The sequence below is a fragment of the Streptomyces sp. 2131.1 genome, from assembly GCF_900105515.1.
Classification (GTDB): Bacteria; Actinomycetota; Actinomycetes; order Streptomycetales; family Streptomycetaceae; genus Streptomyces; species Streptomyces drozdowiczii.
Genome location: NZ_FNSY01000001.1, coordinates 4869368 through 4886448 on the forward strand (window position 1 = coordinate 4869368; position 17081 = coordinate 4886448).

Genomic DNA, 17081 nt, shown 5'->3' on the forward strand with positions numbered 1-17081 from the left:
GCACCACCTGCGTAAGCGAGAACCACCGTGCACCTCCCCAAAGCGGAACTCCACCTCCACATCGAGGGGACCCTCGAACCGGAACTGGCCTTCGCGCTCGCCGCGCGCAACGGCGTGACCCTGCCGTACGCGGACACCGAGGTCCTGCGCACCGCGTACCTCTTCGAGGACCTCCAGAGCTTCCTGGACCTCTACTACGCGCTGATGGCGGTGCTGCGGACCGAGGACGACTTCACCGAGCTGGCCGACGCCTACCTCGCCCGGGCCGCCGCCCAGGGCGTGCGGCACGCCGAGATCTTCTTCGACCCGCAGGCCCACACCGCACGCGGCGTCCCCATCGGCACCGTCGTCGAGGGGCTCGCCCGGGCTCTGGAGCGCAGCGAGGAGAAGCACGGCGTCTCCACCCAGCTGATCATGTGCTTCCTGCGCGACCAGTCCGCCGAATCGGCGCTGGAGACCCTGGAGGCGGCCCGGCCGCACCTGCACCGGATCAGCGCCGTCGGCCTGGACTCCGCCGAGGTCGGCCACCCGCCCGTGAAGTTCCGCGAGGTGTACGAACGGGCCGGGGAGCTCGGACTGCGCAAGGTCGCCCACGCGGGGGAGGAGGGGCCGCCCTCCTACATCCGCGAGGCGCTCGACGTGCTGGGCGTGGAGCGGATCGACCACGGGCTGCGCTGCATGGAGGACCCGGACCTGGTGAAGCGGCTGGTCGCGGAGCGGGTACCGCTCACGCTCTGCCCGCTGTCCAACGTACGGCTGCGCGCGGTCGACACCCTGGAGCAGCACCCGCTGCCCGCCATGCTGGAGGCCGGGCTGCTCTGCACGGTGAACTCCGACGACCCCGCCTACTTCGGCGGGTACGTCGGAGACACCTTCCACGCCGTGCACGAGGCCCTCGGCCTGGACCGGGAGCAGCTGCGCACGCTGGCCCGCAACTCCTTCGAGGCGGCCTTCCTCGACCACGACGAGGAGCGCAGGGCGCGCTACTTGTCGGAGGTCGAGGCGTACGCGTTCGACTGACCGCCCTCCGGGCCGGCCGTGCGGAACGCGTTCCTGCCCAGGCGCCTGCGGCGCAGGGCCGGGAGGCTGATCTCCGTGACGGCCTGCTCGGGCGCGCCCACCTTGGGCACGGCGCCGGGCACCGCACCCGTGGTGACGGCGAGCAGGGCCGCGGGCGCACCGCCCCGGCGGCGTACCGAACCGGGCACCAGCGGACGGCCGCCGGTGTGCAGGGCGACCGCGGTCACCGGGAGCGCTATCAGCAGGGTCGTCACGCCCAGGACCAGACCCATCCCCGGGTAGCCGGCCTCCTCGGACAGCACACTGCCGAGCACCGGCCCGCAGGCGACGCCGACGGACGAGGCGGACCCGGCGAGGACCGCCCAGCGGCCGCGTACGTCCAGGGAGGCGGCCAGGCCGATCAGGTACGAGAGGACCACCGGGTAGACGGTGTTCCACAGGATCTCGCCGGTCGCGAACGAGCCGAGGCTCACGGCCGACGAGCTGAGCACGATGCTCCCCGCGATGACCGCGGTGCCCACGCCGATCGGGACCGCCCGGCCGAGCTTCGAGCCGAGCACCCCGGCGCCCATCACGCCGAGCAGCCCGGCGCCGAGCGCGGCGGCGAACACGGCGCCGATGGTCACCTCGGACAGCCCGACCTGGTCCACGCCGATCCGGCTGCTGACGCCCCACAGCGCGTTCTGCGCCATCGACCAGACGAGCATGCCGCCCGCGAGTACCAGGCCCGAGCGGCGGTGCGGCAGCCGGCCCTTCGCGGTGACGGCCGGTCCGGACTGGTCCTCGGGGGCCGAGCCGCCGAGCCGGGAGGTGGCCGGCCAGACCAGCAGCGCGACCAGGGCGATCGAGGCGAACGGCAGCCGGTGGCCGCCGCCCAGGTGCGGGATCGTCAGATACAGGGCGCCCGCGGTCGCCGAGACGCTCAGCAGGCCCAGGGACGAGGTGCGGTGCGGGTCGCGCTGGGCGGCGATGCCCGACGCCGCGACGGCGGTCGCCGTGCCGGAGCCGAAGCCCCCGACCACCGCGCCGGAGACCACCAGCGGCACGGACCCGGCCAGCGCGGCGCAGCCGTACCCCACCACGCACAGGACCAGTCCCACGCGTGCCGGTCTGCACGGACCGTACGTCTCCACGCGACCCGCCAGGGAGAAGCCGGCGGAGGCCGAACTCAGCAGCAGCGCGCTGCCGACGAGCCCGGCCTGAGCCGTGCTGAGGCCCAGGTAGACGGAGAGCCGTCCCACGATGGTGGGGAGGAGGTAGGCGGCGAGGTAACCGGCGGTGAACACGGCGACCAGGGGCCACGCGGCGCGAGGGCGCGAGGACATGGGCGTTCCTGAAGACATGCCGAGATACGGCAGAAGGCAGAGGGGGTGCAGAAGGGTGATGCGGAAAGGTGAATACGAGGAAATCGGCGCTTCCGTCGGGTACGTCTCCAACGGTGCTCGCGGGCCAATTTGTATCAAGTGCTCCCGGCCCACCGAAAGCCGGTGTTATGTGATCTGGGGCACATTTGTGTTTACGCGATTCGCGGATGGGTAGCGACCGATGTTTACGCAGGTCAGCAGCCGTGAACACACGCGCGGCGCGCACCCGTCCATCACCGCCGCGTATCGGGCACACTGGCCGCAACCGTCACGACCGGGGAGTGCAAGGTGAGCGCTGACATCCCAGACATCGACCCGCTCGACGGGCTGCGTGCCCCGCAGGACCCCGACTGCGACGTCTTCCTCACCGGCACGGTCTTCCTCGACATCATCTTCACCGGCCTGGACAGCGCCCCCGTACGCGGCACCGAATCCTGGGCACGCGGTATGGGGTCCAGCCCCGGCGGCGTCGCCAACATGGCCACCGCGCTGGCCCGGCTCGGCCTGCACACCTCCCTGGCCGCCGCGTTCGGCGACGACCACTACGGCGAGTACTGCTGGGACGCGCTCGAACAGGGCGAGGGCATCGACCTCTCGCGGTCGCACACCGTCCGCGGCTGGCACTCCCCGGTGACCGTCTCCATGGCGTACGAGGGCGAGCGGACGATGGTCTCGCACGGCCACGAGGCCCCGGCGCTCCCCACCACCGCCTCGCCCGAGGCCCCCGCCTTCCCCCGCTGCCCGCCCAGGGCCCGGGCCGCCGTCACCTCGCTCGTCCCCGGCCGCACCGAACCCTGGGTCGCCGAGGCCGCCCGCCGGGGGGCCCTGATCTTCGGCGACGTCGGCTGGGACGAGACCGGGCGCTGGGACCTGGACGCCCTGAACGGCCTGGAGCACTGCCACGCCTTCCTGCCCAACGCCGAGGAGGCGATGCGCTACACCCGAACCGACTGCCCCCGCGCCGCCGCGCACGCCCTGGCCGAACGCGTACCGCTCGCCGTCGTCACCCTCGGCTCCGAGGGCGCCTACGCGGTCGACGCGGCCACCGGGACCGCCGCCGAGGTCCCGGCCATCGAGGTCGAGGCCCTGGACCCCACCGGGGCGGGCGACGTCTTCGTGGCCGGCTTCGTCACCGGCACCCTGGCCGGCTGGCCCCTCGCCGACCGCCTCGCCTTCGCCGGGCTGACCGCGGCCCTCTCCGTCCAGGAGTTCGGCGGCTCGCTCTCGGCCCCCGGCTGGGCGGAGATCGCCGCCTGGTGGCGGCAGGTGCGCACCTGCGCCGGCCAGGACCCGGCCGCGCTCAGGCGGTACGCCTTCCTTGACGACCTGCTGCCGGCCGCCGCCCGGTCCTGGCCGCTGCGCCGGGCCGTACCCACGATCGGCTTCCGCCCGTAACCCCACCGCCCGGGAAAACCTCTGGTGTTGTCGGTGCGGAGTCGTAGGCTTGAGACACGAGGTTTTCGAGCAGCGAGAACCCTGCAACGGGAGGTATGCGCAGGCCCGAGGGCCGGCCCATGACTCAGTCACCCACACAGCCGCAGGCGCGTGCCCACATCAGCATCCCGGCCGCTCACCCGATGGTGATGCTCCTGGGAGCGGGCGACTCGCTGCTGCGCGTGATCGAAGCGGCGTTCCCGGCGGCCGACATCCACGTCCGGGGCAATGACATAAGCGCGACGGGCAACGCGGCGGACATCGCCCTGATCCAGCGCCTGTTCGACGAGATGGTGCTGGTGCTCCGCACCGGACAGCCGATGACGGAGGACGCCGTGGAACGGTCGATCGCGATGCTCAAGGCCAGTGACAACGGCCAGGCGGACGGCGCCGAGACCCCGGCCGAGGTGCTCACGCAGAACATCCTCTCCAGCCGAGGCCGCACGATCCGCCCCAAGACGCTGAACCAGAAGCGGTACGTCGACGCGATCGACAAGCACACGATCGTCTTCGGTATCGGCCCCGCCGGTACGGGCAAGACCTACCTCGCCATGGCCAAGGCGGTCCAGGCCCTCCAGTCCAAGCAGGTCAGCCGGATCATCCTGACCCGCCCGGCCGTCGAGGCGGGCGAGCGCCTCGGCTTCCTGCCCGGCACGCTGTTCGACAAGATCGACCCGTACCTGCGCCCGCTCTACGACGCACTTCACGACATGCTCGACCCCGACTCGATCCCGCGCCTGATGGCCGCGGGCACGATCGAGGTGGCGCCCCTGGCCTATATGAGGGGCCGTACGCTCAATGACGCCTTCATCATCCTGGACGAGGCGCAGAACACCAGCGCCGAGCAGATGAAGATGTTCCTGACCCGGCTCGGCTTCGACTCCAAGATCGTCGTCACCGGTGACGTCACGCAGGTCGACCTGCCGACTGGGACCAAGAGCGGTCTGCGTCAGGTCCAGGAGATCCTGGAGGGCATCGACGACGTGCACTTCTCCCGGCTCACCTCCCAGGATGTCGTACGGCACAAGCTCGTCGGCCGTATCGTCGACGCGTACGAGAAGTACGACAACAGCAAGGGCGAGCAGGACGGCGGCGGCCCTCGGGGCCGCGGCCGCCACAACGGGAAGCAGTAGCAGCGCACCATGTCGATCGACGTCAACAACGAGTCCGGAACCGAGGTCGACGAGCAGGCGATCCTCGACATCGCCCGCTACGCGCTCGCGCGCATGCGGATCCACCCCCTCTCCGAGCTCTCGGTGATCGTGGTGGACGGCGCCGCGATGGAGCAGCTGCACATCCAGTGGATGGACCTGCCGGGCCCGACGGATGTCATGTCCTTCCCGATGGACGAGCTGCGTCCGCCGGCCAAGGACGACGAGGAGCCCCCGCAGGGGCTCCTCGGTGACATCGTGCTCTGCCCCGAGGTCGCGAAGAAGCAGGGCGAGGAAGCCGAGACGCAGCACTCCATGGACGAGGAGCTCCAGCTCCTCACCGTCCACGGGGTGCTGCACCTGCTGGGCTACGACCACGAGGAGCCGGACGAGAAGGCCGAGATGTTCGGTCTCCAGGCGGCCATCGTGGACGGCTGGCGCGGCGAGCGCGGGCTGACCGGTCCGTCCCCCGCCCCGACCGTCTCGTGAGCCTGCCCCTGATCTCCGGCGTCGTCCTGCTGCTCGTCGTGGGCTGGCTCGCGGCGTGCGCCGAGGCCGGTATCGCCCGTACGTCGAGCTTCCGGGCCGCCGAGGCGGTCCGCTCGGGGCGGCGCGGCAGCGCCAAGCTGGAACAGGTCGCGGCCGACCCGACGCGCTATCTCAACGTCGCCCTGCTGGTGCGGGTCGCCTGCGAGATGGCCGCCGGGGTGCTCGTCACCTACGCCTGCCTGAAGGAGTTCCCGGAGACCTGGGAGGCGCTGGCCGTCGCCATCGGCGTGATGGTCCTCGTCTCGTACGTCGCGATCGGCGTCTCGCCGCGCACCATCGGCCGCCAGCATCCGCTGAACACGGCCACCGCCTCGGCGTACGTGCTCCTGCCGCTGGCCCGGGTCATGGGGCCGATCCCGCAGCTGCTGATCCTCATCGGCAACGCGCTGACCCCCGGCAAGGGCTTCCGCAAGGGCCCGTTCGCCAGCGAGGCCGAGCTGCGGGCCATGGTGGACCTCGCCGAGCAGGAGTCGCTGATCGAGGACGAGGAGCGCCGCATGGTGCACTCCGTCTTCGAGCTCGGCGACACGCTGGTGCGCGAGGTGATGGTCCCGCGCACCGACCTCGTCTGCATCGAGCGCTACAAGACGATCCGTCAGGCTCTCACCCTCGCGCTGCGCTCCGGCTTCTCGCGCATCCCGGTCACCGGCGAGAACGAGGACGACATCGTCGGGATCGTGTATCTGAAGGACCTGGTCCGCAAGACGCACATCAACCGGGAGTCGGAGGCCGACCCGGTCTCCACGGCGATGCGCCCGGCGTCGTTCGTGCCCGACACGAAGAACGCCGGCGACCTGCTGCGCGAGATGCAGCAGGAGCGCAGCCACGTCGCCGTAGTCATCGACGAGTACGGCGGCACGGCGGGCATCGTCACCATCGAGGACATCCTGGAGGAGATCGTCGGCGAGATCACCGACGAGTACGACCGCGAACTGCCGCCAGTCCAGGAGCTGGAGAACGGTTGCTTCCGGGTCACAGCGCGGCTCGACATCGGCGACCTCGGCGAGCTGTTCGGCCTCGACGAGTACGACGACGAGGACGTGGAGACGGTCGGCGGACTCCTCGCGAAGGCGCTCGGCCGGGTGCCGATCGCCGGCGCCTCCTCGGAGGTCGAACTGCCCGACGGGCGGCGGCTGCGGCTGACCGCGGAGTCCCCGGCGGGCCGCCGGAACAAGATCGTCACGGTGCTGGTGGAGCCGGTGGCTCCCGAGGAGGAGGAGACACCGGAATGACCCCGCAGCAGCTGAGGGCGTTCTGCCTGGGCTTCAACGCGAGCGTCGAGGAGTTCCCGTTCGGACCGGAGGCGTCCGTCTTCAAGGTGCTCGGCAAGATGTTCGCGCTGAGCGCGCTGGACGCCCGGCCGCTGACGGTGAACCTCAAGTGCGACCCCGACGAGGCGGTGCGGCTGCGCGAGGAGTACGAGGCGGTGGTGCCGGGCTGGCACATGAACAAGCGCCACTGGAACACCGTCACGGTCTCCGGACTGCCCGACGCGAAGCTGCGCGAGCTGATCGAGGACAGCTACGACCTGGTGGTGGCGGGGCTGCCGAAGGCGGAGCGGCTGCGGCTCGACCGGCCATGAGGCGCACCGGCCCGGCCTCCCGCGTGCCCGGCCCCGCGCCGGGCTTCGTATGCTCGGCACATGACTGAGAGCACCGGCACCACCGACCTCGGGGCCGAGGACCGCAAGATCGTCACCCTGGCGCGCAGCGCCCGCGCCCGCAACGGCGTCCCCGAGGGCGCGGCCGTCCGGGACGAGACCGGACGCACCTACGTGGCGGGGACCGTGGAGCTGGACTCGCTGAAGCTCAGCGCGCTGCGGACGGCCGTCGCGATGGCCGTGGCCAGCGGGGCGAAGTCCCTGGAGGCCGCCGCGATCGTCTCCGAGGCCGAGACCCCGTCCGAGGAGGACCGGGCCGCCGTACGGGACCTGGGCGGGGCCGGCACGCCGGTGCTGCTCGCCGGGCCGGACGGACAGCTGCGGCTCAGCGTCACGGCCGGCTGACTTCCGTACGCACGGGCAGTGCCGCCGTACCCGCGCCGTGACGCTCCCGGAGCGGGCGCGGCGGGGCCGCCCGGACGGGGCCCGGAGGCCGCGGCGGGCGCCTCGGTGCCCCGCGGCTCCCGGGATCGGGGACAATGGGCGCCATGAGCGTTCGACCTAACCCCGAAGCCGCCGCGCGGCAGGCCGAGAACCCCGCCCCCCACCGGGCCGGTTTCGCCTGCTTCGTGGGACGCCCCAACGCGGGCAAGTCCACCCTGACGAACGCTCTGGTCGGGCGGAAGGTGGCCATCACCTCCAACCGCCCGCAGACGACCCGGCACACCGTGCGCGGCATCGTGCACAGGCCGGACGCCCAGCTGATCCTGGTCGACACCCCGGGGCTCCACAAGCCGCGCACCCTGCTGGGGGAGCGGCTCAACGACGTCGTGCGCACCACCTGGGCCGAGGTCGACGTCATCGGCTTCTGCCTGCCCGCCGACCAGAAGCTCGGCCCCGGCGACAAGTACATCGTCAAGGAGCTCGCGGGCATCAAGAAGACGCCCAAGATCGCGATCATCACCAAGACCGACCTGGTCGAGTCGAAGCAGCTGGCCGAACAGCTGCTGGCCGTCTCCCGGCTCGGCGAGGAGCTGGGCTTCGAGTGGGCGGAGATCATCCCCGTCTCGGCCGTCAAGGACCAGCAGGTCGACCTGCTCTCCGACCTGATCGCCCCCCTCCTGCCCGAGGGCCCGCCCCTCTACCCGGAGGGCGACCTCACCGACGAGCCGGAGATGGTCATGGTCGCGGAGCTGATCCGCGAGGCCGCGCTCGAAGGCGTACGCGACGAGCTGCCGCACTCCATCGCGGTCGTCGTCGAGGAGATGCTGCCGCGCGAGGACCGGCCGGCGGACAAGCCGCTGCTGGACATTCACGCCAACGTCTACATCGAGCGCCCCAGCCAGAAGGGCATCATCATCGGCCCGAAGGGCAAGCGCCTGAAGGACGTCGGCACCAAGTCCCGCAAGCACATCGAGGCCCTGCTCGGCACGCCAGTCTTCCTCGATCTGCACGTCAAGGTCGCCAAGGACTGGCAGCGCGACCCGAAGCAGCTGCGCAAGCTCGGGTTCTGAGACCTGCCTGACCCTTCAGCGGCTCCGTCTCACGCGCCCTCCTTCAGGACGCGTGAGATCAGGGCGCGCTGGGCGTCGCTCAGGCGGGGGTCCGCGCAGTGCACGGTGCGGCCGTCGACCGTTATCCGGTAGCTGAAGCCGTCCGGGACGCCCTTGGGCGCGGCTGCTTGGCCGTCGGCGAGGGCGGAGCCCGCCAGGGCCTCCCACTCCCGGGCGTCGGCCCGTCCGGAGGTGTCGATCTCGCGGTGGCGCGCGATACCGGCGAAGCCGCCGGTCCTGCTCACCTGAATCCGCATGCGGTGTCCTTCCACGGCGGACGGGCCGGTCGGTGGGTGTGCTGAGCTGCCGGGTACCCGGAGCGGTGTCTAACTGGTCGGAACGCCCACCTCCGACCACGCCTTGAGGACGGCCTCCACCTCGTCGCCCTCGCCGAAGCGGCTGCGCGCCGCCGCCACGGTGAGCCGGGCGAAGTCCGCGAAGTCCGCGTCCACCGCCAGTTCACCACCTGTGAGCACATCGAACCAGAGCTGGCCCGCCCGCTCCCAGGAACTGCCGCCGAGCGCGGTCGCCAGGAGGTAGAACGCGCGGTTGGGGATACCGGAGTTGAGGTGCACCCCGCCGTTGTCGTCGCCGGTGTGGATGTAGTCGTCCATGGAGGCCGGCTGCGGGTCCTTGCCGAGCACGTCGTCGTCGTACGCCGTGCCGGGCGCCTTCATCGAGCGCAGCGCCTTGCCCTCGACCCGGGGCGCGAGCAGCCCCTCGCCGATCAGCCAGTCGGCCTGCTCGGCGGTCTGGCCCAGCGAGTACTGCTTCACGAGGGAGCCGAAGACGTCCGAGACCGACTCGTTGAGCGCGCCGGACTGGCCGTAGTAGCTGAGGTTGGCCGTGTACTGCGTGAGCCCGTGGGCCAGTTCGTGGGCGATGACGTCGATGGCGACGGTGAAGTCGAGGAAGATCTCCCCGTCCCCGTCGCCGAAGACCATCTGCTCGCCGTCGAAGAAGGCGTTGTTGTACTTCTCGTCGTAGTGGACGGAACCGATCAGCGGCAGTCCGTTGCCGTCGATGGAGCGCCGGCCGTAGGCGGTCAGTAGCAGGTCGAACGTGGCGCCGAGACCCGCGTACGCGCGGTTGACGCTGGCGTCCTTCGTGGGCTTCTCGCCCTCGCCGCGGACCTTGGTGCCCGGCAGGTCCGTGCCGTGGCGGCAGTCGTAGAGCGTGCGGTCGGGCTTGGCGGAGCCGTCGTCCTCGGGCTGGGCGGAGGGGGTGGGCCGGACGACGGTGGTCATCCGGCGGCGGGTGCGCCGGGCGGCGTCGGACGCCAGGGTGCGGCGGGCCGGGTCCGCGAGGGCGGGGTCGTCGGACTGGGAGATCTTGTCGAGGAGGTGGGGCGGGACGATGGTGCAGAAGACGGGGTGGAACCCCTGCTGTGAACGAGGCTGCATACACACGACTGTGGCACTGCGTAAGCGTGATGTCACTGGTTGCAACCGGGGTTGATGAAATAGAGTGATTGGTCACGGTTGGGCGTTTAGAGCGTCCGATCCCGCATACTGATACGGCACCCACGTCTCCGGTGTCCCTCGGCTAGTCTCGACGCATCATGCGTTTCGGGCTGCTTCTTCTTAGCTGCCGCGGCGAGGGCCTGTAGTCGTAGGCCGACCCCCTCCCCGCGGAGTCTGGTGTTGCAGTGACACAGTCGGCCGTCCCGTAGAAGGACCCCGAGGAGCCCTACGCCATGACCGAAGTGAATCCCGCCCAGACTCCCGCCTCGCAGGCCGTCGGCCGCCCCACGCCGATCACCAACGCCACGGTGCTGCAGAAGCCGTCCGGGATGCCGGTCCACAAGTACGGTCGCTACGAGGCCGTGGACATCCCCGACCGCACCTGGCCGGAGAAGCGGATCACCAAGGCTCCCCGCTGGCTCTCCACCGACCTGCGCGACGGCAACCAGGCCCTGATCGACCCCATGTCGCCGGCCCGCAAGCGCGAGATGTTCGACCTGCTCGTACGCATGGGCTACAAGGAGATCGAGGTCGGCTTCCCGTCCTCCGGCGAGACCGACTTCGCGTTCGTCCGCTCCATCATCGAAGAGGGCGCGATCCCCGAGGACGTGACGATCTCCGTCCTGACGCAGGCCCGCGAGGAACTGATCGAGCGGACAGTCGAATCACTGCGCGGCGCCCACCGCGCCACCGTCCACCTGTACAACGCCACCGCCCCCACCTTCCGCCGCGTGGTCTTCCGCGGCTCCCGCGAGGAGGTCAAGCAGATCGCGGTGGACGGCACCCGGCTGGTCATGGAGTACGCCGAGAAGATCCTGGGTGACGAGACGGTCTTCGGCTACCAGTACAGCCCCGAGATCTTCACCGACACGGAGCTGGACTTCGCCCTGGAGGTCTGCGAGGCCGTCTGTGACGTCTGGCAGCCCGAGGAGGGCCGCGAGATCATCCTCAACCTGCCCGCCACCGTGGAGCGTTCGACGCCGTCCACGCACGCGGACCGGTTCGAGTGGATGTCGCGCAACCTGTCGCGCCGCGAGTTCGTCTGCCTGTCCGTCCACCCGCACAACGACCGCGGCACCGCCGTCGCCGCCGCCGAACTGGCGCTGATGGCCGGGGCCGACCGGATCGAGGGCTGCCTGTTCGGCCAGGGTGAGCGCACCGGGAACGTCGACCTGGTGACGCTGGGCATGAACCTGTTCTCGCAGGGCGTCGACCCACAGATCGACTTCTCGCAGATCGACGAGATCCGCCGCACCAGCGAGTACTGCAACCAGATGGAGGTCCACCCGCGCCACCCCTACGCGGGCGACCTGGTCTACACCGCCTTCTCCGGCTCCCACCAGGACGCCATCAAGAAGGGCTTCGACGCCATGGAGGCCGACGCGGCCGCTCAGGGCAAGACCGTCGACGACATCGAGTGGGCGGTCCCGTACCTGCCGATCGACCCGAAGGACGTCGGCCGCTCCTACGAGGCGGTCATCCGCGTCAACTCGCAGTCCGGCAAGGGCGGCATCGCGTACGTCCTGAAGAACGACCACAAGCTGGACCTGCCGCGCCGGATGCAGATCGAGTTCTCCCGGATCATTCAGGCCAAGACCGACGCCGAGGGCGGCGAGGTCACGCCGACGCAGATCTGGACCACCTTCAAGGACGAGTACCTGCCCAACCCCGAGAACGCGTGGGGTCGTGTGCAGATCCGTTCCGGCCAGAGCACGACCGGCTCGGACGGCCGGGACACGATCACCGTCGAGGCGACCGTGGACGGCACGGACACCGTGCTGACCGGTACCGGCAACGGTCCGATCTCCGCCTTCTTCGAAGCGCTGCAGGCCATCGGTATCGACGCCAGGCTGCTGGACTACACCGAGCACACCATGAGCGAGGGTGCGAGCGCGCAGGCCGCCTCGTACATCGAGTGCGCCATCGACGGAAGGGTGCTGTGGGGCATCGGCATCGACGCCAACACCACCCGCGCCTCGCTGAAGGCCGTCGTCTCGGCCGTCAACCGCGCCACCCGCTGATCCGGCGCCCGGAAAGGCCCGGAGCCGTAAGGTCCGCGAACCCCGCCCACCCGTCTCCGGGGGCGGGGTTCGGCCATTCTCCGGGCGGTTGTGACGGGCGGGGTGCTGACGGCGCAACGGTGATGTGGTTAACATCACGTCGACACGGCAGTGTTGCCGGAGTGTTACGGAGGTGTGCGACGTGCGGTCAGCCCTGGGACAACGCGCCATGAAGCTGCGTATCTGCGGCATCCGTACGCTGTGGGACACCGTCGGTGACGGGGAGTTCTTCTGCCCCGGATGCGGCGGGGACCGCAACTACCGCCGCCTCACTGGACGCCGCCGCTTCGCCGTGCTGGGCGTGCCGCTGCTGCGGCGCGGCACCACGGGCCCGGTCGTCGAATGCGCGGCCTGTCACGGGCACTTCGACTGCGAGGCGCTCGACCACCCCACCACCACCCGGTTCTCCGCGATGCTCAGGGACGCCGTGCACACGGTGGCCCTCGGCGTCCTCGCGGCCGGCGGCAGCACCTCCCGTACGGTCCTGGAGACCGCGGTCGAGACCGTGCGCGGCGCCGGTTTCGACGACTGCACGTCCGAACAGCTCGCCACCGTCGTCGAGGTGCTGTCCGCCGACATCGGACACGGCTCCGCGTTCGACCCGGCCGCCGAGGCCTGCGGCGCGGCCCTCGCGATCGAGCTCCACGAGGCGCTGGAACCGCTCGCTCCGCACCTCGCCCCCACCGGACGTGAATCGATTCTGCTCCAGGGCGCCCGGATCGCCCTCGCCGACGGCGCGTACAGCCCGGCCGAGCGCGAGGTGCTGACCACGGTCGGCGGGGCGCTGCGGCTGCGCGCCGAGGACACCACCCGACTGCTCGCCGCCGCGGCGCGTACGCCCTCCTGATCCCGGGCCCGCCCCACCGCGGCCGGCACCGCCGTCGCGGGCCTGCAGTGCCTCCTGGCCGCCGATCTCACCAGCAGCCGGGGCCGAGGACCCCGTCGTCGCCGGCGGCGCCCTGAGCGCACTCCTGGCCGTCTGCCGGCAGGGCCGCCCCGCGGGGGCGGGCCCCGGGTGTCGGTGGCGTACCGGACAATGGACGCATGAGCTTGTTCCGGGACGACGGCGTGGTGCTGCGCACGCAGAAACTGGGCGAGGCCGACCGGATCATCACGATACTGACCCGGGGCCACGGCCGGGTGCGGGCCGTCGCGCGCGGGGTGCGCCGCACCAAGTCCAAGTTCGGGGCCCGCCTTGAGCCGTTCTCCCATGTGGACGTGCAGTTCTTCGCGCGCGGCAGCGAGCTGGTCGGGCGCGGGCTGCCGCTGTGCACCCAGAGCGAGACCATCGCCCCGTACGGCGGCGGGATCGTCACCGACTACGGGCGCTACACCGCGGGCACCGCGATGCTGGAGACCGCCGAGCGCTTCACCGACCACGAGGGCGAACCCGCGGTCCAGCAGTACCTGCTGCTGGTGGGCGGGCTGCGCACGCTGGCCCGCGGCGAGCACGAACCGCATCTGATCCTGGACGCCTTCCTGCTGAGGTCCCTCGCGGTCAACGGCTACGCCCCCAGCTTCGATGACTGCGCCCGCTGCGGACTGCCCGGACCGAACCGTTTCTTCTCCGTGGCGGCGGGCGGCATCGTATGCGGCGACTGCCGGGTGCCCGGCAGCGTCGTACCCTCGGCTGAGGCCGTCGCCCTGCTGAGCGCCCTGCTCACCGGCGACTGGGAGACGGCGGACGCGTGCGAGGCGCGTCATGTCAGGGAGGGGAGCGGACTGGTGTCCGCGTATCTGCACTGGCATCTGGAGCGCGGGCTGCGTTCACTGCGGTACGTAGAGAAGTGACACAGGGAGACTGAGAAGCTCATGGCAGTACGCGGGATGCTCGGCGGCCGTAACCGGCGCGACTACAAGACCCCGGAGCCGCACCCGTCCGGTGCCGTGCCCCCGAAGATCCCCGGTGAGCTGGTGCCCAAGCACGTCGCCATCGTGATGGACGGCAACGGCCGCTGGGCGAAGGAGCGCGGTCTGCCGCGCACCGAGGGGCACAAGGTCGGCGAGGGCGTCGTCATGGACGTGCTCAAGGGCTGCATCGAGATGGGCGTCAAGAACCTCTCGCTGTACGCCTTCTCGACGGAGAACTGGAAGCGGTCCCCGGAGGAGGTGAAGTTCCTGATGAACTTCAACCGGGACGTCATCCGCCGCCGCCGCGACGAGATGGACGAACTGGGCATCCGCATCCGCTGGGTGGGCCGCATGCCCAAGCTGTGGAAGTCGGTCGTCCAGGAGCTCCAGGTCGCCCAGGAGCAGACCAAGGACAACGACAGGATGACGCTGTACTTCTGCGTCAACTACGGCGGCCGGGCCGAGATCGCGGACGCCGCGCAGCGGATCGCGCAGGACGTCGCCGCCGGACGGCTCGATCCGTCGAAGGTCAACGAGAAGACGTTCGCGAAGTACATCTACTACCCGGACATGCCGGACGTCGACCTCTTCGTGCGCCCCAGCGGCGAGCAGCGGACCTCGAACTACCTGATCTGGCAGAGCGCGTACGCCGAGATGGTCTTCCAGGACGTGCTGTGGCCCGATTTCGACCGCCGGGACCTGTGGCGGGCCTGCCTGGAGTTCGCCCAGCGCGACCGCCGCTTCGGCGGCGCCGAGGAGATCGCGGCCTCGGGGAGCTGAACGGAAGGGCCGGCGGGGGTGTCCCCGCCGGCCCGTTCCCTGCTGCTTGCCGCTCGCGGCCTACTGCTCGCCGCCCGCGCAGTCCGCACAGGTGCCGAAGACCTCGACCGTGTGCGCCACGTTGACGAAGCCGTGCTGGGTGGCGATGGTCTCCGCCCACTGCTCGACCACGGGGCCCTCGACCTCGACCGCCTTGCCGCACATCCGGCAGACCAGATGGTGGTGGTGCTCGCCGGTCGAGCAGCGCCGGTAGACGGACTCGCCCTCCGTGGTGCGCAGGACGTCCACCTCGCCGGCGTCGGCGAGGGACTGAAGGGTGCGGTAGACCGTCGTCAGGCCGACCGAGTCCCCGCGGTGCTTGAGGACGTCGTGCAGCTCCTGGGCGCTGCGGAACTCGTCCACCTCGTCGAGCGCGGCCGCCACGGCTGCCCGCTGCCGGGTCGACCGGCCGCGGACCGGAGCCGCGTTCGTTCCACTGATCGGCGCCGTCGCCACAGGAGCCTCCTCGTGTCGCCCGTACATCTGTCGGGCCATTGTGCCAGCCCGCCCCGTCCGGGGGATCAGACTCGGACGTCGTCCGGCGCCGGGCGGGCCGCCGGTACTTCCAGGGTGCACCGCTCCGTCTCGGTTTCGCCGCGCCGGGCCCGGCGGCGGGCCAGCGGGGCCGCGAGCACGGTCAGGGCGACGAAGACCCCGATGGCCAGCAGCACGATCGTCGCGCCGGGCGGGACGTCCTGGTAGTACGAGGTGATGGTGCCGGACAGGGTGACGCCGACGCCGATGACCACGGAGAGCACGAACGTCACCTTGAAGGACCGGGTGATCTGCTGCGCGGCGGCGACCGGGACCACCATCAGCGCGCTGACCAGCAGCAGCCCGACGACCCGCATCGCGACCGTGACGGTGACCGCGGCGGTGACCGCGACCAGCAGGTTCAGCAGCCGCACCGGCAGCCCGGTCACCCGGGCGAACTCCTCGTCCTGGCTGACGGCGAACAGCTGCCGCCGCAGCCCCACCGTCACCAGCAGCACGAACGCGGCCAGCACCGAGATCGCGGTGACGTCCTCGGAGGAGACCGTGGACAGCGAGCCGAAGAGGTACGACGTGAGGTTGGCGTTCGATCCGGTGTCGGAGAGGTTGATCAGCAGCACACCGCCCGCCATGCCGCCGTAGAAGAGCATGGCCAGCGCGATGTCGCCGCGGGTGCGGCCGTACCAGCGGATCAGCTCCATGACGACCGCGCCCGCCACGGCGACGGCGGTGGCCATCCAGACGGGGCTGGTGGAGAGCAGGAAGCCGAGGCCGACGCCGGTCATCGCGATGTGGCCGATGCCGTCGCCCATCAGGGCCTGCCGGCGCTGGACCAGGTAGATGCCGACGGCGGGCGCGATGACGCCGACGAGCACGGCGGCGAGCAGGGCCCGCTGCATGAAGGGAGGGTCGAGGAATTCCATGGTCAGCTCAGCAGTCCCGTCCGGACGGGCTCGGAAGCCGCGTGGGGGTGTACGTGGTCGTGACCGGGCAGGGCGTGCTGCCCGACGGCCTCCGGGGGCGGTCCGTCGTGCAGGACGCAGCCGTCGCGCAGGACGACCGCCCGGTCGATCAGGGGCTCCAGCGGCCCCAGCTCGTGCAGCACGAGAAGCACGGTGGCCCCGCCGGCGACCTGCTCGCGCAGGGTGGCGGCGAGGATCTCCTGGCTGGCCAGGTCCACGCCCGCCATCGGCTCGTCCATGATCAGGAGCTCCGGTTCGGCGGCGAGCGCGCGGGCGATCAGCACGCGCTGGTGCTGGCCGCCGGAGAGGGCGTTCACCGAGTCCTTGGCGCGGTCGGCGAGGCCGACGAGCTCGATGGCCCGGTCGACGGCGGCCCGGTCGGCCTTGCGGGGGATGCCCAGCCGGGTGCGGGAGAGGCGCCCGGCGGAGACGACCTCGCGGATCGTGGCGGGTACGCCGCCGGCCGCCGTGGTGCGCTGCGGTACGTAACCGACCCGGGCCCAGTGGCGGAAGCGGCGCAGCGGGGTGCCGAAGAGCTCGACGGTGCCGCCGGTCAGCGGGACCTGGCCGATGACGGAACGGACCGCGGTGGACTTGCCGGAGCCGTTGGCGCCGAGCAGGGCGACGACCTCGCCGCGGCGCACGGTCAGGTCGATACCGCGCAGCACGGGGCGTGCGCCGAGGGTGGCGGTGGCGTCGCGGACGACGATCACGGGTTCGCGGTCGGGGTTCTGGGGCTCGGGCATGAGCGCCTCCGGTGCTG

General features: G+C 71.1%; 18 protein-coding genes. 12 read left to right on the forward strand and 6 right to left on the reverse strand.

The window, feature by feature from the left end; genetic code table 11:
* Positions 1–27 precede the first annotated feature (27 nt).
* Positions 28–1020, forward strand: coding sequence for an adenosine deaminase (locus BLW14_RS21845; protein WP_093708890.1), 993 nt, complete (start codon positions 28–30; stop codon positions 1018–1020).
* Here the strand turns inward: BLW14_RS21845 and BLW14_RS21850 are convergent.
* A complete protein-coding gene (locus tag BLW14_RS21850; RefSeq protein WP_093708891.1) occupies positions 984–2345 on the reverse strand; it encodes an MFS transporter in 1362 nt (453 codons plus the stop codon). The two genes, BLW14_RS21845 and BLW14_RS21850, sit on opposite strands and share 37 nt — an antisense overlap.
* A 327-nt stretch (positions 2346–2672) precedes the next feature.
* Here BLW14_RS21850 and BLW14_RS21855 point away from each other — a divergent pair, with 327 nt between their 5' ends.
* From BLW14_RS21855 to era, 7 genes are all read left to right on the forward strand, one after another.
* The gene (locus BLW14_RS21855) at positions 2673–3779 is read left to right on the forward strand and encodes a carbohydrate kinase family protein (RefSeq protein WP_093708892.1); all 1107 of its coding nucleotides are present in this window, start codon (positions 2673–2675) and stop codon (positions 3777–3779) included.
* Between the two features lie 119 nt (positions 3780–3898).
* Positions 3899–4951: a PhoH family protein gene (locus BLW14_RS21860; protein ID WP_093708893.1), complete on the forward strand. Its 1053-nt coding sequence runs from the start codon at positions 3899–3901 to the stop codon at positions 4949–4951.
* A 9-nt stretch (positions 4952–4960) separates the two neighbouring features.
* Positions 4961–5458 (forward strand): rRNA maturation RNase YbeY, encoded by a 498-nt coding sequence (gene ybeY, locus BLW14_RS21865; RefSeq protein ID WP_093708894.1) that lies wholly within the window; start codon positions 4961–4963, stop codon positions 5456–5458.
* The gene (locus BLW14_RS21870) at positions 5455–6750 is read left to right on the forward strand and encodes a hemolysin family protein (RefSeq protein ID WP_093708895.1); all 1296 of its coding nucleotides are present in this window, start codon (positions 5455–5457) and stop codon (positions 6748–6750) included. Before ybeY ends, BLW14_RS21870 begins: the two co-directional genes overlap by 4 nt.
* Positions 6747–7100, forward strand: a complete 354-nt coding sequence (locus tag BLW14_RS21875) for an MmcQ/YjbR family DNA-binding protein (RefSeq protein ID WP_093708896.1) — start codon at positions 6747–6749, stop codon at positions 7098–7100. The genes BLW14_RS21870 and BLW14_RS21875 overlap by 4 nt, the downstream gene beginning before the upstream one ends.
* A gap of 60 nt (positions 7101–7160) precedes the next feature.
* On the forward strand, positions 7161–7523 hold the full coding sequence (locus tag BLW14_RS21880) for a cytidine/deoxycytidylate deaminase family protein (protein ID WP_093708897.1): 363 nt from the start codon (positions 7161–7163) through the stop codon (positions 7521–7523).
* 134 nt (positions 7524–7657) lie between these two features.
* Complete coding sequence (gene era / locus BLW14_RS21885; protein WP_177154053.1) at positions 7658–8632, forward strand: GTPase Era; 975 nt, start codon at positions 7658–7660, stop codon at positions 8630–8632.
* A gap of 29 nt (positions 8633–8661) precedes the next feature.
* On the opposite strand, the gene BLW14_RS21890 is transcribed toward era, so the two are convergent.
* Both BLW14_RS21890 and BLW14_RS21895 read right to left on the reverse strand, forming a co-directional pair.
* Entirely contained in the window at positions 8662–8928 is a 267-nt protein-coding gene (locus BLW14_RS21890; protein ID WP_093708898.1) for a protealysin inhibitor emfourin, read from the reverse strand.
* 69 nt (positions 8929–8997) lie between these two features.
* Positions 8998–10074 (reverse strand): M4 family metallopeptidase, encoded by a 1077-nt coding sequence (locus BLW14_RS21895; protein ID WP_093708899.1) that lies wholly within the window; start codon positions 10072–10074, stop codon positions 8998–9000.
* Between the two features lie 293 nt (positions 10075–10367).
* Between BLW14_RS21895 and leuA the strand changes: the two genes are divergently transcribed.
* The 4 genes from leuA (at position 10368) to BLW14_RS21915 (ending at position 14825) form a co-directional block, all read left to right on the forward strand.
* Positions 10368–12155 carry a 2-isopropylmalate synthase gene (gene leuA, locus BLW14_RS21900; RefSeq protein ID WP_093708900.1) on the forward strand — a complete coding sequence of 596 codons (1788 nt, stop codon included), beginning with the start codon at positions 10368–10370 and terminating at the stop codon, positions 12153–12155.
* Positions 12156–12363: 208 nt separating this feature from the next.
* Positions 12364–13041: a TerB family tellurite resistance protein gene (locus BLW14_RS21905; protein WP_018518247.1), complete on the forward strand. Its 678-nt coding sequence runs from the start codon at positions 12364–12366 to the stop codon at positions 13039–13041.
* Positions 13042–13238: 197 nt separating this feature from the next.
* The gene (gene recO, locus BLW14_RS21910) at positions 13239–13985 is read left to right on the forward strand and encodes a DNA repair protein RecO (protein ID WP_018103271.1); all 747 of its coding nucleotides are present in this window, start codon (positions 13239–13241) and stop codon (positions 13983–13985) included.
* Between the two features lie 21 nt (positions 13986–14006).
* Positions 14007–14825, forward strand: coding sequence for an isoprenyl transferase (locus tag BLW14_RS21915; protein ID WP_093708901.1), 819 nt, complete (start codon positions 14007–14009; stop codon positions 14823–14825).
* Positions 14826–14885: 60 nt separating this feature from the next.
* On the opposite strand, the gene BLW14_RS21920 is transcribed toward BLW14_RS21915, so the two are convergent.
* From BLW14_RS21920 to BLW14_RS21930, 3 genes are all read right to left on the reverse strand, one after another.
* Positions 14886–15320, reverse strand: a complete 435-nt coding sequence (locus BLW14_RS21920; protein ID WP_093708902.1) for a Fur family transcriptional regulator — start codon at positions 15318–15320, stop codon at positions 14886–14888.
* 65 nt (positions 15321–15385) lie between these two features.
* Complete coding sequence (locus BLW14_RS21925) at positions 15386–16279, reverse strand: metal ABC transporter permease (protein ID WP_093708903.1); 894 nt, start codon at positions 16277–16279, stop codon at positions 15386–15388.
* Positions 16280–16281: 2 nt separating this feature from the next.
* Entirely contained in the window at positions 16282–17064 is a 783-nt protein-coding gene (locus BLW14_RS21930; protein ID WP_093708904.1) for a metal ABC transporter ATP-binding protein, read from the reverse strand.
* Between the last annotated feature and the right edge of the window lie 17 nt (positions 17065–17081).